Origin of the sequence: Geodermatophilus sp. CPCC 205761 (assembly GCF_051383655.1) — a bacterium.
Lineage (GTDB): Bacteria > Actinomycetota > Actinomycetes > Mycobacteriales > Geodermatophilaceae > Geodermatophilus.
Window position 1 is genome coordinate 101,573 of the sequence record NZ_JALPKQ010000007.1, and the last position, 24,004, is coordinate 125,576.

General features: G+C 74.6%; 27 protein-coding genes. 14 read left to right on the forward strand and 13 right to left on the reverse strand.

The genetic code is table 11. The annotated features are described in order from the left end of the window. Window positions 1-2: 2 nt before the first annotated feature. Window positions 3-671 carry an acVLRF1 family peptidyl-tRNA hydrolase gene (locus tag MY526_RS06220; protein WP_436694090.1) on the reverse strand — a complete coding sequence of 223 codons (669 nt, stop codon included), beginning with the start codon at window positions 669-671 and terminating at the stop codon, window positions 3-5. A gap of 62 nt (window positions 672-733) precedes the next feature. Here MY526_RS06220 and MY526_RS06225 point away from each other — a divergent pair, with 62 nt between their 5' ends. Then, window positions 734-1,789 carry a nitronate monooxygenase gene (locus MY526_RS06225; protein WP_436694089.1) on the forward strand — a complete coding sequence of 352 codons (1,056 nt, stop codon included), beginning with the start codon at window positions 734-736 and terminating at the stop codon, window positions 1,787-1,789. A 2-nt stretch (window positions 1,790-1,791) separates the two neighbouring features. On the opposite strand, the gene MY526_RS06230 is transcribed toward MY526_RS06225, so the two are convergent. The 3 genes from MY526_RS06230 to MY526_RS06240 all read right to left on the reverse strand — a co-directional run bounded on the left by MY526_RS06230 (window position 1,792) and on the right by MY526_RS06240 (window position 5,396). Continuing rightward, entirely contained in the window at window positions 1,792-2,196 is a 405-nt protein-coding gene (locus MY526_RS06230; RefSeq protein ID WP_436694088.1) for a rhodanese-like domain-containing protein, read from the reverse strand. Further along, window positions 2,193-3,407, reverse strand: coding sequence for an MFS transporter (locus tag MY526_RS06235; RefSeq protein ID WP_436694087.1), 1,215 nt, complete (start codon window positions 3,405-3,407; stop codon window positions 2,193-2,195). Before MY526_RS06235 ends, MY526_RS06230 begins: the two co-directional genes overlap by 4 nt. Before the next feature lie 183 nt (window positions 3,408-3,590). Then, window positions 3,591-5,396: a phosphoenolpyruvate carboxykinase (GTP) gene (locus MY526_RS06240; RefSeq protein WP_436694104.1), complete on the reverse strand. Its 1,806-nt coding sequence runs from the start codon at window positions 5,394-5,396 to the stop codon at window positions 3,591-3,593. A gap of 244 nt (window positions 5,397-5,640) precedes the next feature. Here MY526_RS06240 and MY526_RS06245 point away from each other — a divergent pair, with 244 nt between their 5' ends. Beyond that, on the forward strand, window positions 5,641-6,054 hold the full coding sequence (locus tag MY526_RS06245; protein WP_436694086.1) for a hypothetical protein: 414 nt from the start codon (window positions 5,641-5,643) through the stop codon (window positions 6,052-6,054). Here MY526_RS06245 and MY526_RS06250 read toward each other — a convergent pair. Together MY526_RS06250 and MY526_RS06255 are read right to left on the reverse strand one after the other, a co-directional pair. Next, window positions 6,044-6,568 (reverse strand): SRPBCC family protein, encoded by a 525-nt coding sequence (locus tag MY526_RS06250; RefSeq protein ID WP_436694085.1) that lies wholly within the window; start codon window positions 6,566-6,568, stop codon window positions 6,044-6,046. The genes MY526_RS06245 and MY526_RS06250 overlap by 11 nt on opposite strands. Further along, on the reverse strand, window positions 6,565-6,894 hold the full coding sequence (locus tag MY526_RS06255) for an ArsR/SmtB family transcription factor (protein WP_436694084.1): 330 nt from the start codon (window positions 6,892-6,894) through the stop codon (window positions 6,565-6,567). Before MY526_RS06255 ends, MY526_RS06250 begins: the two co-directional genes overlap by 4 nt. A 73-nt stretch (window positions 6,895-6,967) precedes the next feature. Here MY526_RS06255 and MY526_RS06260 point away from each other — a divergent pair, with 73 nt between their 5' ends. Both MY526_RS06260 and MY526_RS06265 read left to right on the forward strand, forming a co-directional pair. Next, window positions 6,968-7,177, forward strand: a complete 210-nt coding sequence (locus MY526_RS06260; protein ID WP_436694083.1) for a hypothetical protein — start codon at window positions 6,968-6,970, stop codon at window positions 7,175-7,177. A gap of 76 nt (window positions 7,178-7,253) precedes the next feature. Beyond that, the gene (locus tag MY526_RS06265) at window positions 7,254-7,496 is read left to right on the forward strand and encodes an acyl carrier protein (RefSeq protein WP_436694082.1); all 243 of its coding nucleotides are present in this window, start codon (window positions 7,254-7,256) and stop codon (window positions 7,494-7,496) included. Window positions 7,497-7,545: 49 nt separating this feature from the next. Here the strand turns inward: MY526_RS06265 and MY526_RS06270 are convergent, their stop codons facing one another. Then, a complete protein-coding gene (locus tag MY526_RS06270; RefSeq protein ID WP_436703477.1) occupies window positions 7,546-8,238 on the reverse strand; it encodes a DsbA family oxidoreductase in 693 nt (230 codons plus the stop codon). A gap of 47 nt (window positions 8,239-8,285) precedes the next feature. Then, complete coding sequence (locus MY526_RS06275) at window positions 8,286-8,663, reverse strand: FKBP-type peptidyl-prolyl cis-trans isomerase (protein ID WP_436694080.1); 378 nt, start codon at window positions 8,661-8,663, stop codon at window positions 8,286-8,288. 88 nt (window positions 8,664-8,751) lie between these two features. On the opposite strand from MY526_RS06275, the gene MY526_RS06280 reads away from it, so the two are divergent. Both MY526_RS06280 and MY526_RS06285 read left to right on the forward strand, forming a co-directional pair. Beyond that, entirely contained in the window at window positions 8,752-9,156 is a 405-nt protein-coding gene (locus tag MY526_RS06280) for a VOC family protein (RefSeq protein WP_436694079.1), read from the forward strand. Between the two features lie 39 nt (window positions 9,157-9,195). Beyond that, window positions 9,196-10,902 carry a glycoside hydrolase family 13 protein gene (locus tag MY526_RS06285; protein ID WP_436694078.1) on the forward strand — a complete coding sequence of 569 codons (1,707 nt, stop codon included), beginning with the start codon at window positions 9,196-9,198 and terminating at the stop codon, window positions 10,900-10,902. 105 nt (window positions 10,903-11,007) lie between these two features. Here MY526_RS06285 and MY526_RS06290 read toward each other — a convergent pair whose 3' ends face one another. Beyond that, window positions 11,008-12,291: an MFS transporter gene (locus MY526_RS06290; RefSeq protein ID WP_436703479.1), complete on the reverse strand. Its 1,284-nt coding sequence runs from the start codon at window positions 12,289-12,291 to the stop codon at window positions 11,008-11,010. Window positions 12,292-12,561: 270 nt separating this feature from the next. Here MY526_RS06290 and MY526_RS06295 point away from each other — a divergent pair, with 270 nt between their 5' ends. Then, complete coding sequence (locus MY526_RS06295; protein WP_436694076.1) at window positions 12,562-13,305, forward strand: alpha/beta fold hydrolase; 744 nt, start codon at window positions 12,562-12,564, stop codon at window positions 13,303-13,305. A 13-nt stretch (window positions 13,306-13,318) separates the two neighbouring features. Here MY526_RS06295 and MY526_RS06300 read toward each other — a convergent pair whose 3' ends face one another. Next, entirely contained in the window at window positions 13,319-15,319 is a 2,001-nt protein-coding gene (locus MY526_RS06300) for an acetoacetate--CoA ligase (protein ID WP_436703481.1), read from the reverse strand. Window positions 15,320-15,545: 226 nt separating this feature from the next. Between MY526_RS06300 and MY526_RS06305 the strand changes: the two genes are divergently transcribed. The 6 genes from MY526_RS06305 (at window position 15,546) to MY526_RS06330 (ending at window position 20,276) form a co-directional block, all read left to right on the forward strand. Beyond that, a complete protein-coding gene (locus tag MY526_RS06305) occupies window positions 15,546-15,950 on the forward strand; it encodes a DUF2237 family protein (protein WP_436694074.1) in 405 nt (134 codons plus the stop codon). A 20-nt stretch (window positions 15,951-15,970) separates the two neighbouring features. Further along, a complete protein-coding gene (locus MY526_RS06310) occupies window positions 15,971-16,465 on the forward strand; it encodes a glutathione peroxidase (RefSeq protein ID WP_436694073.1) in 495 nt (164 codons plus the stop codon). After that, window positions 16,462-17,184, forward strand: a complete 723-nt coding sequence (locus tag MY526_RS06315) for a mycothiol-dependent nitroreductase Rv2466c family protein (protein WP_436694072.1) — start codon at window positions 16,462-16,464, stop codon at window positions 17,182-17,184. The genes MY526_RS06310 and MY526_RS06315 overlap by 4 nt, the downstream gene beginning before the upstream one ends. Before the next feature lie 118 nt (window positions 17,185-17,302). After that, on the forward strand, window positions 17,303-18,376 hold the full coding sequence (locus tag MY526_RS06320) for a FecCD family ABC transporter permease (protein ID WP_436694071.1): 1,074 nt from the start codon (window positions 17,303-17,305) through the stop codon (window positions 18,374-18,376). Next, window positions 18,373-19,452 carry a FecCD family ABC transporter permease gene (locus tag MY526_RS06325; RefSeq protein WP_436694070.1) on the forward strand — a complete coding sequence of 360 codons (1,080 nt, stop codon included), beginning with the start codon at window positions 18,373-18,375 and terminating at the stop codon, window positions 19,450-19,452. Before MY526_RS06320 ends, MY526_RS06325 begins: the two co-directional genes overlap by 4 nt. Next, window positions 19,449-20,276 (forward strand): ABC transporter ATP-binding protein, encoded by an 828-nt coding sequence (locus MY526_RS06330; protein ID WP_436694069.1) that lies wholly within the window; start codon window positions 19,449-19,451, stop codon window positions 20,274-20,276. Before MY526_RS06325 ends, MY526_RS06330 begins: the two co-directional genes overlap by 4 nt. A 15-nt stretch (window positions 20,277-20,291) precedes the next feature. Here the strand turns inward: MY526_RS06330 and MY526_RS06335 are convergent, their stop codons facing one another. Continuing rightward, window positions 20,292-21,221, reverse strand: coding sequence for a siderophore-interacting protein (locus MY526_RS06335; protein ID WP_436703482.1), 930 nt, complete (start codon window positions 21,219-21,221; stop codon window positions 20,292-20,294). A gap of 127 nt (window positions 21,222-21,348) precedes the next feature. Here MY526_RS06335 and MY526_RS06340 point away from each other — a divergent pair, with 127 nt between their 5' ends. Next, the gene (locus MY526_RS06340) at window positions 21,349-22,341 is read left to right on the forward strand and encodes an ABC transporter substrate-binding protein (RefSeq protein WP_436703484.1); all 993 of its coding nucleotides are present in this window, start codon (window positions 21,349-21,351) and stop codon (window positions 22,339-22,341) included. Window positions 22,342-22,392: 51 nt separating this feature from the next. On the opposite strand, the gene MY526_RS06345 is transcribed toward MY526_RS06340, so the two are convergent. Further along, window positions 22,393-23,343 carry an EamA family transporter gene (locus MY526_RS06345; RefSeq protein ID WP_436703486.1) on the reverse strand — a complete coding sequence of 317 codons (951 nt, stop codon included), beginning with the start codon at window positions 23,341-23,343 and terminating at the stop codon, window positions 22,393-22,395. A gap of 82 nt (window positions 23,344-23,425) precedes the next feature. Then, window positions 23,426-23,866, reverse strand: coding sequence for a VOC family protein (locus MY526_RS06350; protein ID WP_436694065.1), 441 nt, complete (start codon window positions 23,864-23,866; stop codon window positions 23,426-23,428). Between the last annotated feature and the right edge of the window lie 138 nt (window positions 23,867-24,004).

The window sequence follows — 24,004 nt, forward strand, 5'->3', positions numbered from 1 at the left end:
CGTTACGCCGTTCTGTCGCCGGGCTCCACGATGTGCACCTGCACCGCCCGGAACTGCTCGGGGGTGGCCAGGAGCACTGCCTTGGTCGGCTCCCCGACGTCCAGCGCCGGCTCCTGGCGCCGCGTGGCCAGGGCCCGCAACCGGGGGTCGGCAAGGACGGCGTCGACCAGCCCGCGGTCGCCGCCGGTGAACAGCGCCGCCACCTCCGCGGCGTGCGGGAGGAGCACGCGGACCGCGGTCTCGACGGCGGCGGTCACGACGGCATCGGTCTGGTGCCCGCGGCGGCGGGCGAACCGCTGCTGGCTCCACCCGCCCGCGGCGGTGCGGCCCTGGACCAGGCGGGCGTCGACCTTGGAGACGACCAGGTCGGCGCCGTCGAAGACACCGACCGCCCACCGCCCGCGGCGGACGAGCAGGACCGCCGCCCGGCGCGGGTGCCGGGCGGCCGCGGTGAACGACGTGAGCAGCGCCGGACCCGGCCGCCAGTCGAACGGCGCGCGCAGGGTCACCGTGGTGGTGTCCGCGCACACGAGCCGGACGGCGCCGTCGTCGGCCGCGACCCCGGTGAACGCCCCGTGCCGGTCGGCCACGCCGTCCAGCCAGCGGCCGAGCCGCTCGGGCGGCACCCCCAACAGGCGGCCGCCGCCGGCAGCTGGTCGGGGGCGGGTCACCGGCGGATCGTAGGCCGGGCCGGGGGTGGCCCGGGGCCGCCCGGGCCCGGCACGCTGGCGGGGTGACGACGCCCCGCCCGCTGCCCGACGTCCCCACCCGCATCGTCGCCGCCCCCATGGCCGGCGGCCCGTCGACCGTCGCCCTGGCCGAGGCGGTCGGGTCGGCCGGCGGGCTGGGCTTCCTGGCCGCCGGCTACCGCAGCCCCGAGCAGGTGGTCGGGGAGGTCGAGGCGCTGAGGGAGCGCAGCCGGGCGCCGTTCGGCGTCAACGTCTTCGCCCCCGTGCCCGAGCGGCCGGAGGAGGTGGCGCGGCTGGGCGCGTACGCCGAGCGGATCGCGGCCCGCGGCGCGCGGTTCGGCGTCCGGCCGGGCGCCCCCGAGCACTCCGACGACGCCTTCGCCGCGAAGGTGGAGCTGCTCGCCCGGTGGCGCCCGGCCGTCGTCTCCTTCGTCTTCGGCCTGCCTCCGGAGGCCGCGGTCGCCGCGCTGCACGACGCCGGCGTCCCGGTGTGGGTGACGGTCACCTCGCCGGAGGACGCCGCGGCGGCCACGAGCGCCGGTGCCGACGCGCTCGTCGTCCAGGGGTGGGAGGCCGGGGGGCACCGTGGCGGGTTCTCCGACGAGGAGCCGGCGCAGCTCGGCCTGCTGCCGCTGCTCGCGCGGGTCCGGCGGGTGAGCCCGCTGCCGCTGGTGGCGGCCGGCGGCATCGCCGACGGCGCGGGCGTCGCCGCCGTCCTGGCGGCGGGCGCCGCACTGGCCCAGCTCGGCACCGCCTTCCTGCGGACGCCGGAGGCCGGCACGTCGCCGGTGCACTCCGCCGCACTGGCCGAGCAGCGCCCGACCACGGTCACCCGCGCGTTCACCGGCCGCCGGGCCCGGGCCCTGGTGAACGACGCCGTCCGGGAGCTGGAGGGCGACGCGCCCGCCGCCTATCCGGAGGTGCACCTGCTCACCCTGCCGGTGCGGGCGGCGGCCCGCGCCGCCGGCGACCCCGAGGACGTCCACCTCTGGGCCGGCCAGAGCGCCGCCCTCGCCGAGGAGGTGCCGGCCGGCGAGCTGGTGCGGCGGCTGGCCGCCGAGGCCCGGGCGGCGCTGGACGCGGCGCCGCGGCCGCGCTGAGCTCAGTCCCGCGTGGTGGGCAGGCCGGCCGCCCGCCAGGCCTGGTAGCCGCCGACGACGTCGGTGGCGCGGTGCAGGCCGAGGGACCGCAGCGAGTCGGCGGCGAGGCTGGAGGAGTAGCCCTCGTTGCAGAGCACGATCACCTCGACGTCGTAGTCCGTCGCCTCCGGCAGCTTCGCGTCGCTGGCCGGGTCGAACCGCCACTCGATGTGGTTGCGCTCCACGATGAGCGCGCCGGGCACCTCCCCGTCGGCGTCCCGCTGGAACGCCGGGCGGGTGTCGACGAGGACGGCGCCGTCGGCCACGTGCGCGGCGGCCTCGGCCGGCTCCAGCCGGTGCAGGCGGGCGCGGGCCTCGGCGAGGACCTCGTCGATCGTCCTGGCGCCGGGCGGGCGCTCGGTGCTCATCGGGCCATCGCCGGCTCGGCGGCGTGCTCGGCCGGCACGTGCAGCACCCGCTGGTAGGCGCAGACGACGACGGCGGCGACCGCGGCGGCGACCGTGGCCACCAGGAAGGAGGCGTTGGCCCCGACCGAGTCGACGACCTTGCCCGCGATCGAGGTGCCGACCGCCACCCCGACGGCCAGCGAGGTGCCGAGCCAGGTGAACGCCTCCGTGGTCGCCGACCGGGGGACCAGCAGCTCGGCGAGGGTGAACGAGCTGATCAGCGACGGCGAGACGGCGACCCCGGCGATGATCACGAACGGGATCATGACCCACACGTCCTGGACGAGCAGGAGCGGGATGCTCAGCACGGTCATCAGGATCAGCACGACGGCCAGCCGGACCCGCAGCGGCGAGTGCCAGTGCACCGTGCCCCACCCGATGCCGCTGGCCATCGACCCGACGGCGAGGGCGGCGATCAGGACGCCGGACAGCGACTTCGCCCCCACTTCGTCGGCGAACGCGACCAGGGCGATCTCCAGCGTGCCGAGGATGGCGCCGACCGCCGCACCGACGACGAACAGCACCCGGATGCCGGCGGAGCGGATCGCCGAGGGGCCGGTGCGGGCGGCGTGCCCGTGCGGCGGCGGCTCGGTGCGGCCCTGGGCGGCGAACAGCAGGCTGCCGACCACGGCGAGGGTGAAGGCGGTGACCACACCGGACGTGGAGTGCCCGGTGGTCGAGAGGAAGGTGACCAGCACCGGGCCGACGATGAAGACGAACTCGTCGACCACCGACTCCATGGCCAGGGCGGCCGGCAACCGGTGGGTGCCGCGCAGCAGGTGGGTCCAGCGGACGCGGATCATCGAGGAGACCGGCGGGATGCACGCGCCGGCCACCCCGGCCGAGACGAAGACGATCCACAGCGGCCAGTCCTGCTTGACCGCCGGGAGGAACACGCAGCCGGCGGCCACGAACACGGCCACGACCGGGAGCAGCGTGCGGCGCTGCCCGTGGGTGTCGGCCCAGCGCCCGATGAGCGGACCGGAGATGGCGGTGGTCACCGCGCCGGTCGCGGCCACCACGCCGCCGAGGCCGTAGGACCCGGTCTCCGAGGCGATCAGCAGCACCGAGCCCAGGCCGACCATCGACAACGGCAGCCGGCCGACGAACGCGGCCAGCACCATCGGCACCGCGTGCGGGGTGCGCAGCACGTGCAGGTACGGATTGGGCACGGGGAGGGGCCTGTCGTCTCAGGAGGCGGTACGTCCGATCACGCTAACGGACCTGCCGCGCCGCGGCCGGTCGGCGCACGAACGCTCCGCCCGGCGCCGCTTCTGCGCGCCGACGGTGGCCCGGACAGCACGAGGCCCCGCTCCGGTCGCCGTTGACCGGAGCGGGGCCTCGTCAGGCCGGCTCTAGGCGAGCCGGTGCTCCAGGATGGCGAGCTCGTCCCACATCGTGCTGGGGAGCTTGTCGCCGAACTTCTCGAACCACTCGGTGATCTGCGGGACCTCGGCGCGCCACTCGTCCTTGTCGACGGCGAGCGCCTTCTCCACCTGCTCCAGGGTCATGTCCAGGCCGGAGATGTCGAGGGCGTCGGCGGTCGGCACGTGGCCGACCGGCGTCTCGACGGCGGCCGCGGTGCCCTCGAGCCGCTCGACGACCCACTTGAGGACCCGGCTGTTCTCGCCGAAGCCCGGCCACAGGAAGCCGCCGTCGGAGTCCCGGCGGAACCAGTTCACGTAGAAGATCTTCGGCAGCTTGGCGGCGTCGTGCGCCTTGCCGGTCTCCACCCAGTGCCGGAAGTAGTCACCGGCGTTGTAGCCGATGAACGGCAGCATCGCGAACGGGTCGCGGCGGACGACGCCGACCGCACCGGTGGCCGCCGCGGTCGTCTCGGAGGAGAGCGTGGCCCCCATGAAGACGCCGTGGTTCCAGTCGCGGGCCTCGGTGACCAGCGGGATCGTCGTCTTGCGGCGGCCGCCGAAGAGGATCGCCGAGATCGGCACGCCCTTCGGGTCCGGGTACTCCGGCGCCAGGATCGGGCACTGGGTGATCGGGGTGCAGAACCGGCTGTTCGGGTGGCTGGAGGGCTCGTCGCTCTCCGGCGTCCAGTCCCGGCCCTTCCAGTCGGTGAGGTGGGCCGGCGCGTCGTCGGTCATGCCCTCCCACCAGATGTCGCCGTCGTCGGTCAGGGCGACGTTGGTGAAGACCGAGTTGCCCTGCGCGATGGTGCGCATCGCGTTGGGGTTGGTGTCCCAGCCGGTGCCCGGCGCGACGCCGAACAGGCCGTACTCCGGGTTGAGGGCGTAGAGCCGGCCGTCCTCGCCGAAGCGCATCCAGGCGATGTCGTCGCCGAGGGTCTCGACCTTCCAGCCGGGGATGGTCGGCTCGAGCATCGCCAGGTTGGTCTTGCCGCAGGCCGACGGGAAGGCGGCGGCGACGTAGTAGGTCTTCTGCTGGGGGCTGGTCAGCTTGAGGATCAGCATGTGCTCGGCGAGCCAGCCCTCGTCGCGGGCCATGACCGAGGCGATCCGCAGCGAGTAGCACTTCTTGCCCAGCAGGGCGTTGCCGCCGTAGCCCGAGCCGTAGGACCAGATGGCCCGCTCCTCGGGGAAGTGCACGATGTACTTGGTGTCGCTGCAGGGCCAGGGGACGTCCTGCTGCCCCTCGGCGAGCGGGGCGCCCAGGGAGTGCATGGCCGGCACGAACGGGCGGTCGGTGCCCAGGGCCTGGAGGACGGTGCTGCCGATGCGGGCCATGACCCGCATGGAGACGACGACGTACTCCGAGTCGGTGAGCTCGACGCCGAACATCGGGTTCTCGGCCTCGACCGGGCCCATGCAGAACGGGATGACGTACATCGTCCGGCCGCGCATGCACCCGCGGTACAGCTCGGTCATGACCGACTTCATCTCGTCGGGGGCCATCCAGTTGTTGGTCGGCCCGGCGTCGGCCTCGTCGACCGAGCAGATGTAGGTGCGGTCCTCGACCCGGGCGACGTCACTGGGGTCGGAGGCGCACCAGAACGAGTTGGGCTTCTTCTCCAGGCGGGTGAACGTGCCGGCGTCCACGAGCTTCTGGGTGAGGCGCTCCCACTCCTCGTCCGTCCCGTCCACCCAGACGACCTGGTCGGGGGTCGTCAGCTCGGCCATCTCCTGCACCCACGCGAGCAGGCGGGCGTGCGTGGTGGGTGCGGAGTCGAGACCGGGGGTGGCCACGGAAGTCAACGGCGTCTCCATCCTCTGGGGAGCGACGGGCGGGAACCCGACAGGGGGTTGGTGCGGGTGACGGTCGGCCGGTCCGCCACGCCTCGCGCGGCGACCAGGACCTGGTGCGTCGAGGTTAGCGGCGCGACACCGGCCTGTAACCGTGAGAGATGTTACGTATAGGACGTCTACCCGATGGGCCCTAGGTCCCTGGTGTTCGCCCGGTCGTGTTCCCCGGGGCCCTACGGTGGGCGCCATGGCGCACCGGAGGGCGCTCGTCGCCGTCTCAGCGGTCCAGCTCGCGGCCGGCCTCGTCGGCCAGGTCCTCGCCCTGCGGCGGCGCCGCGCGTACGACGTCCCGTTCATGCACGGCGACCCGGCCCACGTCGGCCGGGACTCGCTGTGGTTCGGCACGTCCTACAGCGCGCCCTCGTACATGCTCGCCGCGCAGGCGTGGGCCGTCGCCCGCCTGGCCGCCGGACCGCACGAGCCGGCCCGGCAGGCGCTCCGGGTGCTCGGCACCGGGATGATCTCGGGCTACCTCATGGAGCGGTTCAACCGGCGGCTGCTGACCCCCGCGGGGCTCGACCCGGTCGAGACACCGATCGTGGTGGTCGGGCTGGCGGGCGCGGTCGCGATGGCCGTGCTGGGCCGGCCGGTCAGCCGGTGACGTCCCGACCGTAGCCCGGCCCGACCTCGGCCCAGAACGGCTCCCACGGCCCCGGCCCGTCCGCGCCGGTGATCTCGGCGTCGAGCATGTCGAGGTACCAGTGCCAACCGCCCGCGACGTCGGCGACGTCGGTCTCGGGGGCGAACCGCTGGCGGAACACCAGCACCGTGCGGCCGCCCTCCTCCGCCAGGTCCAGCTCGAGCCGCCAGGTCTCCCCCGGCCCCGCCGTGTCGACGACGAGACGCCGCGGTGGCGCGCACTCGACGATCGTCGCCGGCGAGCCGTCGGGCTCATCGACGCCTTCGTGGGTCATGAAGAAGAGGCCCTGCCCACCGGGCCCGCGCTCGCCCTCGTACCGGCCGATCCACCGGGCGAGCCGCTCGGGCTCGGTGACGGCGGCCCAGACGTCGTCGATCGGATCCGGCCAGGACCTGCGGAACTCCAGCAGCTGGCGGCCGTCGGCCTCCGCCGTCACCGTGCCCCGACGGTCACCGGCGGTCGCGTGCTCGCTCATGGGCGCTCTCCGTTCCTTCGTGCCCGCCGGCCGCGGGCGATCTCGGTGTCCAGTGCGTCCAGCCGCTGGGCCCACAGGTCCCGGTAGGGCTCCAGCCACTCGTCGAGCTCCCGCAGCGGGCTCGGATCGAGCCCGTAGAGGCGGCGGCGACCCTCGACCCGGCTGTGCACCAGCCCCGCCTCCCGCAGCACCCGCAGGTGTCGGCTGATCGCCGGGCGGCTCACCGGGAACCGGTCGGCGAGCTCGCCGGCGGCCAGCTCACCCCGCGCGAGCAGGGCCAGCAGCTCCCGGCGGGTCGGGTCGGCAATGGCCGCCAGCGCCTCCACGGGTTGATGTGTAACACGTTTGTTACCCGTTGGCCAGCGGTTGGCGTGCCGGGCCCTGGGGCACGGGCCGGGCATGACCGTCACCGACCCGGACGTCCCGGACCCGCTCAACGACCCCCGCACCCTGCAGGCCGACCCGGGCGCCTACGGCGAGGGCGAGGACCTCGCCTCCGCCCAGGACGACCCCGTCGCCAGCGGGGAGGAGGAGCTGGCCGCCGGGCGCGCGGACGCCGACGACGCCGGTGGGCGGGACGTTCCCGGCGAAGCCGCGTCGTCCGCCTGAGACGGATCGGTCCGTTTCACACCGCTCGGTCGGGGAATGTGAGCCGCACCACATCCCCTGAGACGAGGAGGTCATGATGGCTACCGGTGAGACCGGGTTCGAGGACGTCGCGTACGACCTGATCTCAGTCCAGTACCACTCGCTCAAGGCAGGGCACGACTACGGCCAGTACGTCCGGGACGCGGACAACGCCGGGCTGAAGGACATCGCGGACTTCTTCCGCGAGGTCATGGAGCAGGACTCGGCGCGCGCGAAGCGGTGCCACGAGTTCCTGCGGAAGATCTCCGGCACCGACCAGGGCGGCCCCGCCACCCGGTAACAGGAGCAGGACCCCTCCAGGGCCCCCTCGGGGTGCCCCTGGAGGGGCGCTACCGGGCGCAGCTGTCGTCGGTGCAGCCGTCGGCGGCGGGCACCGTCTGCAGCGGGTTCGCCTCAGCCCACGCGCGCTCGAGCAGCTGTAGCAGCAGCTCCGCCGGCTGGGCGCCGGCCGCGCCGTACTTCCGGTCGACGACGAAGAAGGGGACGCCGGTCGCGCCGAGGGCCTGCGCCGTCCGGACGTCCTGGCCGACGGCGTGCCGGTACCGGCGGTCGGCCAGCGCCGCGCGCACCTCGGCCTCGTCCAGGCCCACCTCGACGGCGAGCGGAACGAGCGCGTCGACGTCGAACACCGACCGCCGCTCCTCGAAGTGGGCGTGCAGCAGCCGCTCCTTCATCGCGCCCTGCAGCCCGTGCTCCGCAGCGAGGTGGATGAGCTCGTGCGCGAGCAGGGTGTTCCCGCTCAGCCCCTCGGCCAGGTCGTAGTCGAGGCCCTCCGCGGCGGCGATCTCCTCGACGCGCTGCTGCATGTCCCGCATCTCCTCGACGCTGCGCCCGTACTTGGCGGCCAACGCCGGCAGTGTCGGGTGCGTCTGGCCCTCGGGCACCGTGGGGTCCAGCTGGTAGGAGCGCCAGACGACCTCGACCGCGTCGCGGTGCGGGAACCGCGCCAGGGCGGTCTCCAGCCGGCGCTTGCCGATGAAGCACCACGGGCAGACGACGTCGGACCACACCTCGATGCGCACGGAAGCAGCCAACCCGGCGCCCGCGCGGGTCATTCCGGGCCTGCTCGTCAGCGCACCCCGACGAGGTCGACGACGAAGACCAGCGTCGCGCCGGGCTTGATGACCCCGCCCGCGCCGCGGTCGCCGTAGGCCTTGTGCGCCGGGATGGTCAGCCGCCGGCGGCCGCCCACGCGCATGCCGGCGATGCCCTCGTCCCAGCCCTGGATGACCATGCCGACCCCCAGCCGGAACTCCAGCGGGTCCCCGCGGTCCCAGGAGGCGTCGAACTGCTCGCCGCCCTCGTGGGTGACGCCGACGTAGTGCGCGCTCACCAGGTCACCGGCCTTCGCCTCGGCCCCCTCACCGACGACGAGGTCCTCGATCACCAGGTCGGCGGGCGCGGGGCCGGTCGGCGGCTCGACGTCGGGGCGGGTGAGCTCGGCCATCGGTTCTCTCCTCGGGTGGCGCTCGAACGGACCCGCCCATCCAAACAGCGGTTCCCGCGGGCCGCCGTCCGGGCTACCTTCCGGCGGCGTGATCGACCACCTGGGACTGCAGGTCGCGGACGTCGCCGTCGCCGCGGCGTTCTACACGAGGGTCTTCGGACCGATCGGCCTGCGCGAGGCGATGCGCCACGAGACGCCGAACGGCGCGGTCGTGGGGTTCTGCGGCCCCGACGGGCACCCGCAGCTGTGGCTGAGCCTGCTGGCCGAGGGCGCCGACCGCCCGGTGCACCTCGCGCTGACGGCGCCGTCGCGGGCGGCGGTCGACGAGGTGTTCGCCCTCGCGCGGGAGGCCGGCGCGGAGGTGCTGCACGAGCCGCGGATCTGGCCGGAGTACCACCCCGGCTACTACGGCGCGTTCTTCCGCGACCCGGACGGCAACAACGTCGAGGCGGTGCACCACACCCTGCCGCCGGGACCGCCGCCGCAGGACTGACGGCGTGCGGCACCCCGCCCGCCGTGCTGGGCTGGGGCCGTGCCCGAGCAGCCCCCGTGGTGGACCCGCGCCGTCGTCTACCAGATCTACCCGCGCTCGTTCATGGACTCCGACGGCGACGGGATCGGTGACCTCGGCGGCGTGCTCCAGCGCCTGGACCACCTGGCCGACCTGGGCGTCGACGTGGTCTGGCTCTCCCCGGTCTACCCGTCGCCGCAGGCCGACAACGGCTACGACATCAGCGACTACCAGGACGTCGATCCGCTGTTCGGCAGCCTGGCGCAGCTCGACGAGCTGATCGCCGCGCTGCACGGGCGCGGGATGAAGCTGGTGATGGACCTCGTGGTCAACCACACCAGCGACGCGCACGCCTGGTTCGTCGAGGCGCGGTCGTCGGTGGACTCGCCCAAGCGGGACTGGTACTGGTGGCGGCCGCCGCGCGCCGGCATGGCGGCCGGGGCGCCGGGGGCGGAGCCGACCAACTGGCACTCGTTCTTCTCCGGCCCCACGTGGACGCTCGACGAGGCCAGCGGCGAGTACTACCTGCACCTGTTCGACCGCCGGCAGCCCGACCTCAACTGGGAGAACCCGGAGGTCCGGCAGGCGGTCCACGCGATGATGCGGTGGTGGCTCGACCGCGGGGTCGACGGGTTCCGCATGGACGTCATCAACCTGATCAGCAAGGACGTCGGCCCGGACGGCGAGCTGCACGACGGTCCCCCGCTGCCGGGGCTGCCGTACGGCGACGCGACGGCGTCGGTGGTGTGCGGCCCGCGGATCCACGAGTTCCTGCAGGAGATGCACCGCGAGGTCTTCGCCGGCCATCCCGAGCAGCTGCTGCTGGTCGGCGAGATGCCCGGGGTGACCGTGGAGGAGGCCCGGCTGTTCACCGACCCGGCGCGCGCCGAGGTGGACATGGTCTTCCAGTTCGAGCACGTGGGGCTGGACTTCGACGGCAGCAAGTTCTCCCCCCGGCCGCTGCGGCTGACCGACCTCAAGGCGTCGTTCGGCCGCTGGCAGGCCGGGCTGGCCGACGTCGGCTGGAACTCGCTCTACTGGGACAACCACGACCAACCGCGGGCGGTCTCCCGGTTCGGCGACGACTCGCCCCGGTACCGGCGCGACTCGGCCACCTGCCTGGCCACCCTGCTGCACCTGCACCGGGGGACGCCGTACGTCTACCAGGGCGAGGAGATCGGGATGGCCAACGCCCCGTTCCCCTCGCTGGACGGCTTCCGGGACGTCGAGTCGCTCAACCACTTCGCGCAGGCCGTCGCGCACGGGGCGGACCCGGAGACCGTGCTGGCCGCGATGCGGCGCATGGGCCGGGACAACGCCCGGACCCCGGTGCAGTGGGACGGCACGCCGTCGGCCGGCTTCAGCACCGGCACGCCGTGGATCGCGGTCAACCCCGACCACGCGGAGTGGAACGCGGCGGCGCAGCGCGGCGACCCGCACTCGGTGTTCGCCCACCACCGGCGGCTGATCGAGCTGCGGCACGAGTCGGCGGTGGTCGCGCTCGGCGACTTCACCATGCTGCTGCCGGAGCACGAGTCGGTGTACGCGTTCACCCGCTCCCTGGACGGCGAGACGCTGCTGGTCGCCTGCAACGTGAGCGGGCACGAGCACCGGCTCGCCGAGCTGCTCCCGCAGGCGGTGGACGGGCTCCTGGTGCTGGGCAACCTGCCGGACGACGACCCCGCCGTCCTCCGCCCCTGGGAGGCCCGGGTGCTTCGGGTCAGCTGAAGCGCTGCTGCAGGTGCACGGCGGCGGACGGGTGGCCGTCGATCGTGCCGCCGACCTGCCTCACGCCGGCGGGCCTCGCGCCGGTGGGCCTCGCGCCGGCGGGCTTCATCCCGGCGTGCCGACCTCCTCGGCCGGGCGCCGGTCGAGGGGATGGGCTAGCTCGTCGGCGGGCAGCCGGGCGGCGAGGACCGCGATCGCGGCGAGCACGGGGGGCACGAGCCCGGCGACGAGGAAGGTCGCGGTGAGCCCGATCAGCTCGCTGACCGGCCCGGCCAGCGCCATCGACAGCGGCATGAACGCCGTGCTCACGAAGAAGTCGAGGCTGGAGACGCGGCCGAGCAGCGCCGGCGGCACCCGGCGCTGCAGCAGCGTGCCCCAGATGACCATGCCGGCCTGCATGGTGGCGCCGGTGACCAGCCCGGCGCCGATCATGACGGCCAGCTCGGTGGTGAGGCCGAAGACCACCAGCGGGACGCAGCCGAGGCCCCACAGCAGGTTCATCACCGTGAGGTAGCGCCGCGGCAGCCGCAGCGAGGCGACGGTCAGCGACCCGGCCGCGCCGCCGGCGCCGAACGCCGCCAGCACCAGCGCGTGCTCGAACGGGCCGCCGCCCGCGCGGTCCCGGATCGCGAACGGGGTCAGGACCTCGAACGGGCCGATCATCACCAGCAGCATCAGCGAGGCGAACAGCAGCGTGGCCAGCAGCCAGGGCGTGCGCACCATGTAGCGGAAACCCTCGGCCATGTCGGTGACGAGCCCGCGCACCGGGTGACCGCCTCCCCGTTCGCGGCGAACCTCCGTCGCGGGGAGCAGCGCCACGCACCCGGCCGCGCCGAGCGCCGCCGCCCCGCTGAGGGCGAGGGCGACGCCGGGGCCGGTCGCGGCGATGAGCGCGCCGGCGACGGCCGGGCCGGTGGCCTGGTACAGCACCGGGCGCATCGTGCCCTCGAGCCCGTTGGCCGCGAGCAGCTGGTCCTCGGGCAGCAGCGCCGGGACGAGCGCGGAGTAGGCGGGGTAGTAGACGCCGTTGGCCAGCCCGCAGGCGAGCGCGACAGCGGCCAGCTGCCACAGCGCCAGCAGGCCGGTCAGCGACAGCGTCGCGACCAGGGCGGTGCCGAGGGTCTGGACCAGCGCCACGGCCAGCAGGATGTGCCGCTGGGGAAGGCGGTCGGCGAGCGCGCCGCCGAGCAGCGTGCTGGCCAGCATGCCGCCGGCGCTCAGCGCGCTGACCAGCGAGAGCTCGGCCGGACCGCCGTCCAGCGCGACCACCTGCCAGATGGTCGCGACCGCGAAGGTGCTGTTGGTGAGCAGGCTGAAGCCGAGGGACGCGGCCAGCAGCCGGTACCGGGGGTGGCGCAGCGGGGCGAGCGCGCGGGGCAACCCGGCCATCGCCCTCCCCCGTCGTCCGTGCGTGCCGCCGTCGCGATCGGCTGCTCGATCGCGCTGCTGCCCTCGACCGTCGTCGCCGGCCGGGCGCCCTACCAGTGTGGCCCGGTGGTGCAGCCGTTCCCGCCGTGCGGTTGCGTGCCGACGCGAGCCGCCACCCCTCCCCGGCTCTGCCTGTCCCCATGGCCCGATGCGGCCTACGGTCGACCCGCACGCGCTGGCCGGGCCGGCTCCGGCGCCGGCCGGCACCCCGTCGCGGCGGAGGGCTGGGGGATGGCCACGTTCGTGCTGGTGCACCCCGCCTGGCTCGGGGGCTGGTGCTGGCGGAAGCTCACCCCGCTGCTGCGCGGACGAGGGCACGAGGTGCTCACGCCGACGCTCACCGGGCTCGGCGAGCGGGCGCACCTGCTCGACCACGGGATCGACCTGCTGACCCACGTCGAGGACGTCGTCAGCGTGCTGACCTACGAGGACCTCGACCGGGTCGTGCTGGTCGCCAGCAGCTCCGGGGGCGCGGTGGCCACCGGGGTCGCCGATCGGGTGCCGGAGCGCGTGGCCGAGGTCGTCTACCTGGACGCCTTCGTGCCGGAGGACGGCCAGTGCGTGTTCGACCTGGTCGCTCCGGAGCGGCGCGCGGCGATGGAGGAGCTCGTGGCCACCGAGGGCGACGGCTGGCTGCTGCCCCGGTTCGCGCCGCCGCCGTGGCCGGAGGTCCTGTCCCGGCTCTGGGGGATCACCGCCCCCGAGGACATCGCGTGGGCGGAGCCGCGGCTGCGGGCCACCCCCGTCGGTCACTTCACCCGCCCGCTGCACCTGGGCGACGCCGTCTCGGACCTGCCGCGGTCCTACGTGCGGTGCACCCGCTTCCCGCACGCGGGGTTCGACCGGAGGGCGCAGCGGGCGGCGGGGACGCCGGGGTGGCGGCACCGCAGCCTCGACTGCGGGCACATCGCCTACGTCTCCCGGCCCGACACGGTCGCCGCAGTCCTGCTCGACCTGGTCGGCAGCGACCGGTGACCGCGCCGGGTGCTCAGCGGGGGCCGCGCTCCTGCGCCAGCCGGACGTAGTGCTCGACGGCGGCCGGGTCGTCGACCGCGCCGACGTTGAGCGCCTTCTCCGGGTCGACGCCCTGGAACAGCCGCTTGAGCGGCACCTCCAGCCGCTTGCCGGTGCGGGTGTGCGGGACGCCGGGGGTGGCGATGACCTCGTCGGGCACGTGCCGCGGGCTGGCGTGCGCGCGGATCTCGCCCTTGATCCGGGCGACCAGCTCGTCGGTCAGCTCCGTCCCCGGCGCCAGCTTGACGAACAGCGGCATCCAGTAGCCGCCGTCCCGCTGCTCGACGCCCAGGACGACGCAGTCCACGACCTCGGGGATCGCCTCGACGGCGGCGTAGATGTCCGCCGTCCCCATGCGGACGCCGCCACGGTTGAGGGTGGAGTCCGAGCGGCCGGTGATCAGGCAGGTGCCGCGCTCGGTGATCTCCATCCAGTCGCCGTGCCGCCAGACCCCGGGCCACGGTTCGAAGTAGGACTCGCGGTAGCGGGCACCGCCGGGGTCGTTCCAGAAGTACAGCGGCATCGACGGCATGGGCTCGGTGATCACCAGCTCACCGAGCTCGCCGACGACCGGCTCCCCCTGCTCGTCCCACGCGGCGGCGGCGACCCCGAGCATCGGCCGCTGCAGCTCCCCGGCGGTCACCGGGAGGTGCAGCGTGCTGCCGACGAACCCGGTGGCGACGTCGGTGCCGCCGGAGAGGGAGCCGAGGAAGACGTCCGGGCGGACCGCGTCGTAGACCCAGTGGAACGCGGCGGCCGGCAGGGGCGACCCGGTCGAGCCGATGAACCGCAGCGCGGAGAGGTCGTGCGTCTCCCCCGGCCGGATGCCGGCCTTCTCGCAGGCGGTGAGGTACCCGGCGCTGGTGCCGAGGTAGGTGAGCCCCGTCTGTGCGGCGATGGCGAACTGGGCGTCGACCGACGGATGGGCCGGGGCGCCGTCGTGGACGACCACCGTGGCGCCGCAGAGCAGCGCCGACGTGGCGATGTTCCACATGATCCAGGCGGTGGAGGCGTACCAGTAGAACCGGTCCCCCGGCCCGACGTCGCCGTGCAGGGACAGCTGCTTGCGCTGCTCGAGGGTGATCCCACCGTGGCCGTGCACGATGCCCTTGGGCAGCCCCGTGGTGCCCGACGAGTAGACGATCCAGAGCGGGTGGTCGAAGGGCACCTGCTCGAACTCCGGCTCCCGCTCCTCCGCCACGGCCTCGGCCCACGGCACGGCGCTCATCGGCACCTCGTCGGGGAAGAGCCGGGGGACGGCGATGGTCGTCCGCACGCCGGGCAGGGCGCTGCGGAGCTCGGTGACGACGTCGCGGCGGTCGTACTCCTTGCCGTTGAAGCGGTAGCCGTCGACGGCGACCAGCACGGTGGGCTCGATCTGGGCGAACCGGTCGAGGACGGCGCGGGTGCCGAAATCGGGCGCGCACGAGGACCAGACGGCGCCGACGGCCGCCGTCCCGAGGAAGGCGACGACCGCCTCCGGGACGTTGGGCAGGTACCCGGCGACCCGGTCGCCGCGTTGGACGCCGAGCCGGCGGAGGGTCGCGGCGAAGGCGCCGACCCGGCCGCGCAGCGTCGCCCAGGTGAGCTCGACGGGCTCCCGGTCCTCAGCGACGGCGATCAGCGCCGGGGAGTCGGCGGGCACGGTGCCGTCGTCGCCCGCCCGCAGCGCCTGCTCGGCGTAGTTGAGGGTGACGCCGGGGAACCAGACCGCACCGGGCATCTCGCGGTGGGGGATGACCTGGTCGTCCGGCACGTCGGGCAGCACCCCGGTCCACCCGGCGACGTCGGCCCAGAACTGGTCGAGGTGCTCGACCGACCAGCGCCAGATGGCGTCGTAGTCCGGCGGATCGCCGAAGTCGAGCCCGCGCCGCTGGGCGACCCAGCGGGCGAACTCGGCGAGCCGGGTCGCCCGCATCGACTCCGGCGTCGGGCGCCACAGGACGGCAGGCTCGCCAGGCGTGTTCCCAGTCACACCTGCACCCTGCCATTCCGGTTCTCCGGCGGCCCGTGCGCGCACGCGGGTGCCGCCCTCGAGCAGGGCGGACGGGGACGGGATGCGTTCGATCACGGGTTCGATCATGCGACCGCCGGAACGGCCCTCACCAGCGGAGACGCCACCTGTGGACGACGGGCGGGGGTGTGGAGCGAGCGGGTCCACGACCAGCGGTCACGGCGTGGACACAGCATCATGGGCAGCGATGACCGAACCCGCGCCGGACGAGCACAACGTCCTCGGTGGACCGCTGGAGCCGTGCGGCACCGAGCCGATGACCGGCTTCTACCGGACCGGCGTGTGCAGCAGCGGCCCGGAGGACGTGGGCAGCCACACCGTCTGCACGGTCGTCTCGGCCGAGTTCCTGGAGCTGCAGCAGAGCCTCGGCAACGACCTGATCACCCCCCGCCCGGAGTACGGGTTCCCGGGTCTGCGCCCGGGCGACCGCTGGTGCGTCGTCGCCGTACGGTGGCTGCAGGCCTACCAGGCGGGCGCGGCGGCCGGGGTCGTCCTGGCGGCGACGAACGCGCGGGCCCTGGAGATCGTCCCCATCGAGGCGCTGCGCCAGCACGCGGTCGACGTCCCGGACGACATCAGCGGCCTCGACTGACCGACGGAAAGAGGAGAGACATGAGCGACCTGCTGGACCTGCCCCTCACGACGCTCCAGGGCGAGGAGACGACCGTCGGTGCCCTGACCGGCGGCGGTGCGGCGCTCGTCGTCAACGTGGCCAGCCGCTGCGGTCTCACGCCGCAGTACACGCAGCTCGAGGCGCTGCAGCGGGAGTACGGCCCGCGCGGGTTCACCGTCGTCGGCGTCCCGTGCAACCAGTTCGCCGGGCAGGAGCCGGGCACGAGCGAGGAGATCGCCGGGTTCTGCTCGACCACGTACGGCGTCACCTTCCCGATGACCGAGAAGGTGGAGGTCAACGGGCCGGACGCGCACCCGCTCTTCCAGCGGCTGACCGGAGCCCCGGATCCCGCGGGGACCGCCGGCGACGTGCAGTGGAACTTCGAGAAGTGGCTGCTGGACGGTGACGGGGAGGTGGTCGCCCGGTTCCGGCCGACCACGCAGCCCGACGCCCCGGAGGTGCGGCAGGCGATCGAAGCCGTGCTCGACCGGTGAGCAGCCCGGGCGCCGACCTGCACTTCTGGTTCGACCCCGTGTGTCCCTTCGCGTGGCTGACCAGCAGGTGGGTGCGCACCGTCGCCGCGCGGCGCGACTACACCGTCGAGTGGCGGCTCATCTCGCTGCGGCTGCTCAACCGGCACGTCGACTACACCGCCCGGTTCCCGCCCGAGTACGAGGCCGGGCACACCGCCGGGCTCCGGCTGCTGCGCGTCGCAGCCCGCGCCCGGGCCGAGCACGGACCCGCCGTCCTCGGCCCCCTGTACGCCGCGATGGGTGCGCGGATCTTCGAGTCCGACCACGTCCCGGACGAGGCCGAGCGGGGGCGTGCCGCGCTCGTCGAGCCGGTGCTCGCCGACGCCGGCCTCCCGGCCGACCTGGCCGACGCGCTCGACGACGACCGCTACGACGCGGAGATCCAGGCCGACACCGACGAGGCGCTGCGGCTCACCGGCGAGGACGTCGGGACGCCGATCCTGCACTTCCAGCCCCCCGACGGCGCCGCGTTCTTCGGCCCGGTCATCAGCCGGCTGCCGGACGAGGACGCCGCCGAGGAGCTGTGGGACCACGTCGTGGGCCTGGCCCGCTTCCCCGGGTTCGCCGAGCTGAAGCGGAGCCTGCGCGAACGGCCCCAGCTGCCCGCGTTCGGCGTCCGGCCGGGCGAGGTGGGGATCCAGGAGGACTGGCACGGCGGCAGCCGCCGCCCGCACGGGTAGCCGCCGGCACCGCTGGCGACCACGTCCGGGGCACTCGCCCGACCGTCAGCTCCCGCGCGCGGCCTCCGGCAGCTAAGGTGAGGCTAACCTCGCCGTCTGCCCGTCCCTGGAGCCGCTCGTGTCCTCGACGACCGACGCCGCTCCTCGCAGCGCCGGGACGGCGGCGACCGGCCGGCAGCGCGGTCTCCTGGAGGCCCGCAGCGCCCGGCTGACCGGCGTGCTCCTGCTCGCGGTCCTCGTCGTCGTCGCCGCCGCCCTCAGCATCGCGGTCGGCACCCACGGCATCGGCCTCGGCACGGTGTGGCAGGCCCTCACCGACTCCGGGCTGACCAGCGAGGAGGCGGTGATCGTGCGCGAGCTGCGGATGCCGCGCACCGCGCTCGGGCTCCTCGTCGGGCTCTCCCTCGGCGTCGCGGGCGCCCTCACCCAGGGCCACACCCGCAACCCGCTGGGCGACCCCGGCCTGCTGGGTGTCACCGCGGGCGCCTCCCTCGGCGTCGTCCTCGCCATCTGGCTGTTCGGCGTCGGCACCCCGGCCGGCTACGTCTGGTTCGGCTTCATCGGCGCGCTGCTCGGCACGGTGGCCGTCTTCGCCCTCGGGTCGGTCGGCCGCGGCGGCGGCACCCCGGTCACCCTGGCGCTGGCCGGCGCGGCGCTCACCGCGCTCCTGTACGCCCTGGTCCGCGCCATCCTGGTCACCGACACCAACAGCCTCGACAGCTTCCGCTTCTGGGTGGTCGGCGCGCTCGCCGGCCGCGGCGCTGACGTGGCCTGGCAGGTCGCGCCGTTCATCGCCGCCGGCCTGGTGCTCGCCCTGGTCAACGCCCCCGCGCTCGACCTGCTCGGCCTCGGCGAGGACGTCGCCCGCGGCCTGGGCCAGCGGGTCTGGCTCGCCCGGCTCGTCGGCCTCGGTGCGGTCACCCTGCTGTGCGGCGCGGCCACCGCCGCCTGCGGGCCGATCGCCTTCGTCGGGCTGGTCGTCCCGCACGTCGTCCGCGCCTTCACCGGCCCCTCGCACCGCTGGCTGGTCCCCTGCTCCGGACTGCTGGGCGCCGCCTTCCTGCTGCTCGCCGACGTCGTGGGACGGGTGGTCGTCCGCCCGGGCGAGCTGCAGGTCGGCATCGTGCTGGCCCTGGCCGGTGCGCCGTTCTTCATCGCGCTGATCCGCCGCCGCCGGCTGGCCGGCCCGTGACCGCCACCGCGGAGCGGGTCGCCCAGCCCGGGGAGACCGTCGTCCGCGTCGGACCCGTCTCCGGCCGGGTCCGGTGGCGGCAGCTGGTCGTGCCGGCCGGCGCGGCGGCGGTCGTCGTCGTCCTGGGCGCGACCAGCCTCGGCCGGGGTGACTTCCCGATCGGCGTCGGCGACGTGCTCGCGACCCTCGTGGGCCTCGGCGAGGCGAGCCAGCGGTTCATCGTCCTGGAGCTGCGGGCGCCGCGGATCGTCGTCGGGGCGCTGGTCGGCCTGGCCTTCGGGGTCGCCGGCGCCCTCTTCCAGACCTTCGCCCGCAACCCGCTGGCCTCCCCCGACATCCTCGGGATCACCCAGGGCGCGTCGGTCGGCGCGGTGGCGGCGATCGTCCTGGGCGGGACGTCGGGCGCCGCCGGCCTGCTCGGCGGCCTCGGCATCCCGCTGGCCGCCCTGGTCGGCGCGCTGCTCACCGGGCTGCTGCTGTTCGTGCTGGCCTGGCGGCGCGGGGTGGACGGCTACCGGCTCGTGCTCGTCGGCATCGCGCTGTGGGCGGTCGCCTCCGCGCTCACCGACTGGCTGCTCACCCGCGCCGAGATCTACGACGCCGCCTCCGCCTACGTCTGGATCACCGGCTCGCTCAACTCCCGCACCTGGGACCAGGCCCTCCCCCTCGCGCTGTCCCTCGCCGTCCTGCTCCCCCTCGCGCTGGGCTGCAGCCGGGCCCTCGGGGTGTTGCAGTTCGGCGACGACACCGCGCGCGGGCTCGGCGTCCGGCTCGGCCCCACCCAGGCCGCGGTCGTCCTCGTGGCCGTCGGGCTCACCGCCTCCGCCGTCGCCGCCGCGGGACCGATCTCCTACGTCGCGCTCGTCGTCCCGCAGATCGCCGTCCGCCTCACCGGCGGCTCGCGGCCGCCGCTGCTGGCCTCCGGCCTGCTCGGCGCGGCCCTGGTCGTCGGCGCGGACCTGCTGACCCGCACCGTCCTGCCCGAGGCGCTGCCCGTCGGCATCCTGACCGCCGTCGTCGGCGCGCCGTACCTGCTCTGGCTCCTCATCCGCGGAAGGAGGCGATCCACGCTGTGACCAGCACCCTGCCCGAGACGCCGACCACGGGAACCGGGAGGGTCCGTCTCGCCGCCGAGTCGGTCAGCCTCGCCTACGACGAGCGCGTCGTCGTCCACGACCTGGACCTGCAGCTGACCGACGGGTCGTTCACCGCGATCGTCGGCCCCAACGGCTGCGGCAAGTCCACGCTGCTGCGCGCGCTGGGCCGGCTGCTCCGGCCGGCCGGCGGCCAGGTGCTGCTCGACGGCCAGGCCATCCAGAAGACGCCGACCCGCGAGGTGGCCAAGGTGCTCGGGCTGCTCCCGCAGACGCCGGTGGCGCCCGAGGGACTCACCGTCGGCGACCTGGTCGCCCGCGGCCGGCACCCGCACCAGTCGTGGCTCGAGCAGTGGTCGCGGGGGGACGAGGCCGCCGTCGCCGAGGCGCTGGCCTGGACCGACATGTCCGACCTCGCCGACCGCCCCGTCGACGCGCTCTCCGGCGGCCAGCGGCAGCGGGCCTGGATCTCGATGGCGCTGGCCCAGGGCACCGACCTGCTGCTGCTCGACGAGCCGACCACCTACCTGGACCTGTCCCACCAGATCGACGTGCTGGAGCTGGTCGAGCGCCTGCACACCGAGCGGGGCCGGACCGTCGTCGTGGTCCTGCACGACCTCAATCTCGCGGCCCGCTACGCGCAGCGGCTGGTGGCCATGAAGGACGGCGTCCTGGTCGCCTCCGGCACGCCGGGCGAGGTGCTCACCGAGCAGCTGCTGGCCGACGTCTTCGACCTCGAGGCCCGCGTCGTGCCCGACCCGGTCGCCGGGACCCCGATGGTCGTCCCGGTCCGCCGGCTGCGGTGAACGCCGGCGCGCGCCCTAGGAGGCGACGCCCTCTCGCCAGTAGCCCATGAACGCCACCGCGCCGCGGGGCACCCCGAGGTCGCCCACGAGGTGCCGGCGCAGCTGCTTGACCACGCCCGCCTCGCCGGCCAGCCAGGCGTAGCAGCCGGCGGCGGCGTCGCCCTCGGGGACCTCCCAGAGCGGCTCGGTGTCGACGTCGACGTCCTCCGGAGCCGCGGCCGGCGCCGCCACCACCCCCAGCTCGCTCAGCGCGGCCCGCACCGCCGGCACCAGCAGCGACCCGCGCGCGGCGTCCTCCCGGGCGAGCCAGCGCACGCTCACCCCGGGGGGCAGCACGAGGTCCACCGCATCGCCGGTCTCGGGCACCTCGAGCAGCGCGATCACCGCCCGGGGGCCGGCCGCCAGCGACTCGAGGATCGCGCAGACCGCCGGGACGGCGGTCTCGTCGCCGGCCAGCAGCAGGGTCCGCGCCCGGGCGGGCGGGGACCACTCGACGCCCCACATCCGCCCGCGGCCGGGCCGGTCGGGGCCCAGCACGACGACGCGGTCGCCCGGGACCGCCGTCGCCGCCCACCGGGCCGCCGGCCCGGCGTGCCCGTCCGCCACCCCGTGCAGGACCAGGTCGACGTCGATCTCGGCCAGGTCGGGGCGGGCCGCCCGCACGGTGTACGTGCGGATGTGCGGTCGCTCGTCCTCGGCCATCGCGCAGTACTCGGGGTACCAGGCCGAGCCGTGCGCGATGAGCCGGCGCAGCGCGGCCGCGTCGCCGCCCAGGACCAGCTTGAACCGCTGGTCGTCACCGGCGAGGCCGAAGCCGGTCAGCTCCGGGCCGGTCAGCGTGACGCGCACGAAGCTCGGGCCCAGCCGGCGGACGGCGGCGACCCTGACGTCGAAGAACTGCCACTCGGGGGCGGTCGCGACCTGCGACTGCGCGGTGAGCGTCACGCGGAGGCTCCGATCTCGCGGCAGGACAGCCCCTTGCGCCATCCAGGTAAGGCGAGGCTAACCTGACACGCCGGTCCAGGGGAACACCCCTGCGCCCCCGACGAGCGAGGAGATCCCGTTGCACCGCATGTCGCGCCGCCTGATCGGCGCCTCCCTCACCCTGGCCGCGGTGCTCGCGGCCGCCGGCTGCGCCGGCGGCGGCGACGCGGCCGGCACCAGCGCCTCGGGAGAGGGTGGCTGGGAGTTCACCGACGACATGGGCACCACCGTCGAGCTGGACGAGACGCCGACGCGGATCGCCGGGCTCAACGACGTCGTCGCCTCGCTCTGGAACTACGGCATCGAGCCGGTCGCCGCCTTCGGCCAGACCTCGGCGCAGGACGACGTCGCCTTCGAGGGCAGGGACCTCGGCGACCTGGAGATCCTCGGCGAGAGCTATGGCCAGATCGACCTCGAGCAGCTGGCCGCGGCCGACCCCGACATCATCGTCACCTCGGTCTACCCGACCGACGCCTCCGGCACCCTGGACGAGACCCAGCCGCTCTACGGCTTCGAGTCCCTCGAGCAGCAGGAGCAGGTCGCCCGGATCGCCCCGGTCGTCGCGATCGCCTACCGCGGCTCGGCGGCCGACGTGATCGAGCGGACCGTCGAGTTCGCCGAGTCCCTCGGCGCCGACGGCGGGGTGATCGACGCGGCCCGGGAGGACTTCGACGCGGCGTCGCAGACCCTCACCGAGGCGGCCGCGAGCGGGGTGACCGTGCTGCCGGTGTACGCCACCGTCGCCGACGGCTGGTGGATGAACAAGGCCGCCGACGACCCCTCGCTGCACCTCTACCAGGACCTCGGTGTCCGGTTCGTCGACACGGGCGGCGACGGCTACTTCTGGGAGTCGGTCGGCTGGGAGGAGGTCCCCCGGTACCCGAGCGACGTCCTGCTCTACTCGCTGCGGTTCAGCATGACGCCGGAGGAGATCGCGGCGCAGCCGACCGCGACCCTGCTCCCGGCGGTGCAGGCCGGCCAGCTGTACCCGTGGAAGTACATCGGGATGGACCACGTCGCCCAGGCCGCCTACATGGAGGAGCTGGCCGGCTACCTCACCGAGGCGCAGAAGGTCACCTGAGCGACGGGACGGCGTCGCGCGGGGAGGCTGCCCCTCCCCGCGCGGCGCCGCTCAGGAGGGCGCGACGGCCTCGGGCACCGCCGCCCGGGCGGCCGTCGCCCGCGCGGTCTGGGCCAGCCCGATCCCCACGAGGACGACGAAGCCGCCGAGCACCTGCCAGCCACTGAGCACCTGCTCGACCCACAGCCAGGCCACGACCGACGCGAGCACCGGCTCCACGGTCGCCACCAGGCCGGCCGTCGTCGGCGACAGGTGCCGCAGCGCCGCGATCGACAGCCAGAACGGCACCATCGCCCCGAGGACGACGATCCAGGCGACCAGCGCCCACAGCGGCAGCTCGAGCGCGCCGATCGACAGCTGCACCGGCTCCGCCAGCAGCCCGGCGTCGAACTCCCACCACGGTGCCGCGATCGACCAGAACAGTCCGGCGGCGACGAAGCTCCAGCAGGTCAGGGCCACGGGGTCGCGGTTCACCGTGCCGCGCTCGCCCATCAGATAGTACGTGGCCAGGCAGACCGCGGCGGCCAGCGCGGCGACCACGCCGAGCGGGTCCAGCGAGCCGCCGCCCCGCCAGACCTCGGCCACGAAGACCAGCCCGGACAGGGACAGCAGCAGCGCCGCCCACAGCCGGCTGCGCACCCGCTCGCCGCGCACCAGCCACACGTAGAGCGCGATCAGCACCGGCGCGGTCATCTCGAAGACCAGCGCGATGCCGACCGGCAGCCGGCCGATCGACACGTAGTAGAGGAACTGGGTGAGCGCGACGCCGACCACCCCGAAGACGGCGAGGAACGGCACCTCGCGCCGGGTGAGGCGCAGCCGCCGCGGCGCGGCGACCGCCAGGACGACGAGCAGCCCGACCGCCGCCCCGACGCAGCGCAGCGCGGTCAGCCGGGTCGGCGGCAGACCGGCCTGCAGCACCAGCGTCGACACCGTGCCGTTGACGGCGAAGAACCACGCGGCGGCGACGGTGGCGGCGTATCCGAGGGCGGGCCGGGGCACGTGGAGCAATGTAGTCCCCGTATCCCCTCGTGCCCCCTACCGGCCGTCGGTGGCGCCGCCGCGTGCGTCCGGCCGACGCGGATCAGTCGATGCGCTGGGCCAGGTTCACGATGAACCCCTCGGGTCCGCGCACGGACGCCATGCGCCAGACGCCCTCGTACTGACCGACCCCGCCGACCAGGCGGTAGCCGTCCCCGGCGAGCCGGTCGAGGATCGCCTGGAGGTCGTCCACCTCGAACGTCACGTTGCGCAACCCCAGTTCATTCGGCACGGGGTCCGGCGAACCCGGTTCGGGGTCCGGCCGGATGAAGCTCGACAGTTCCAGCCCGGTTCCTCCGTCGGGCGGCCGCAGCACGACGACCTCGGTACGGGAGTCAGGGATGCCGATGACCGTGTCCAGGAACTCCCCTTCCAGCACCGTCCGGCCCTCGATCTCGAAGCCCAGCCCGACGAAGAAGTCCGTCACCGTGTCGAGATCTCTGACGGTGATGCCGACGTGATCGAAGCTCCGGATGGGCGACATGGGTGCGACCTCCTGTGTTCTTCCGCCAGGTCAGGTTCTCATCGGTGCGCTCGTCCGCGCGCCGCAACGGCCGCTCCCGTCGTCCGGAGGTCCCGGGCGGCCCTCTCGCAGCATGGACGCGGCCGGCGGCCGGAACTC

Excerpts from the sequence above, each read along its gene's own strand:
- MY526_RS06350 (WP_436694065.1), bottom strand. The coding sequence starts at position 23,866 with ATGTCGCCCATCCGGAGCTTCGATCACGTCGGCATCACCGTCAGAGAT.
- MY526_RS06310 (WP_436694073.1), top strand. The coding sequence starts at position 15,971 with ATGAGCGACCTGCTGGACCTGCCCCTCACGACGCTCCAGGGCGAGGAG.
- MY526_RS06245 (WP_436694086.1), top strand. The coding sequence starts at position 5,641 with ATGGCGCACCGGAGGGCGCTCGTCGCCGTCTCAGCGGTCCAGCTCGCG.
- MY526_RS06260 (WP_436694083.1), top strand. The coding sequence starts at position 6,968 with ATGACCGTCACCGACCCGGACGTCCCGGACCCGCTCAACGACCCCCGC.
- MY526_RS06265 (WP_436694082.1), top strand. The coding sequence starts at position 7,254 with ATGGCTACCGGTGAGACCGGGTTCGAGGACGTCGCGTACGACCTGATC.
- MY526_RS06305 (WP_436694074.1), top strand. The coding sequence starts at position 15,546 with ATGACCGAACCCGCGCCGGACGAGCACAACGTCCTCGGTGGACCGCTG.
- MY526_RS06340 (WP_436703484.1), top strand. The coding sequence starts at position 21,349 with ATGTCGCGCCGCCTGATCGGCGCCTCCCTCACCCTGGCCGCGGTGCTC.
- MY526_RS06230 (WP_436694088.1), bottom strand. The coding sequence starts at position 2,196 with ATGAGCACCGAGCGCCCGCCCGGCGCCAGGACGATCGACGAGGTCCTC.
- MY526_RS06250 (WP_436694085.1), bottom strand. The coding sequence starts at position 6,568 with ATGAGCGAGCACGCGACCGCCGGTGACCGTCGGGGCACGGTGACGGCG.
- MY526_RS06290 (WP_436703479.1), bottom strand. The coding sequence starts at position 12,291 with ATGGCCGGGTTGCCCCGCGCGCTCGCCCCGCTGCGCCACCCCCGGTAC.
- MY526_RS06275 (WP_436694080.1), bottom strand. The coding sequence starts at position 8,663 with ATGGCCGAGCTCACCCGCCCCGACGTCGAGCCGCCGACCGGCCCCGCG.
- MY526_RS06295 (WP_436694076.1), top strand. The coding sequence starts at position 12,562 with ATGGCCACGTTCGTGCTGGTGCACCCCGCCTGGCTCGGGGGCTGGTGC.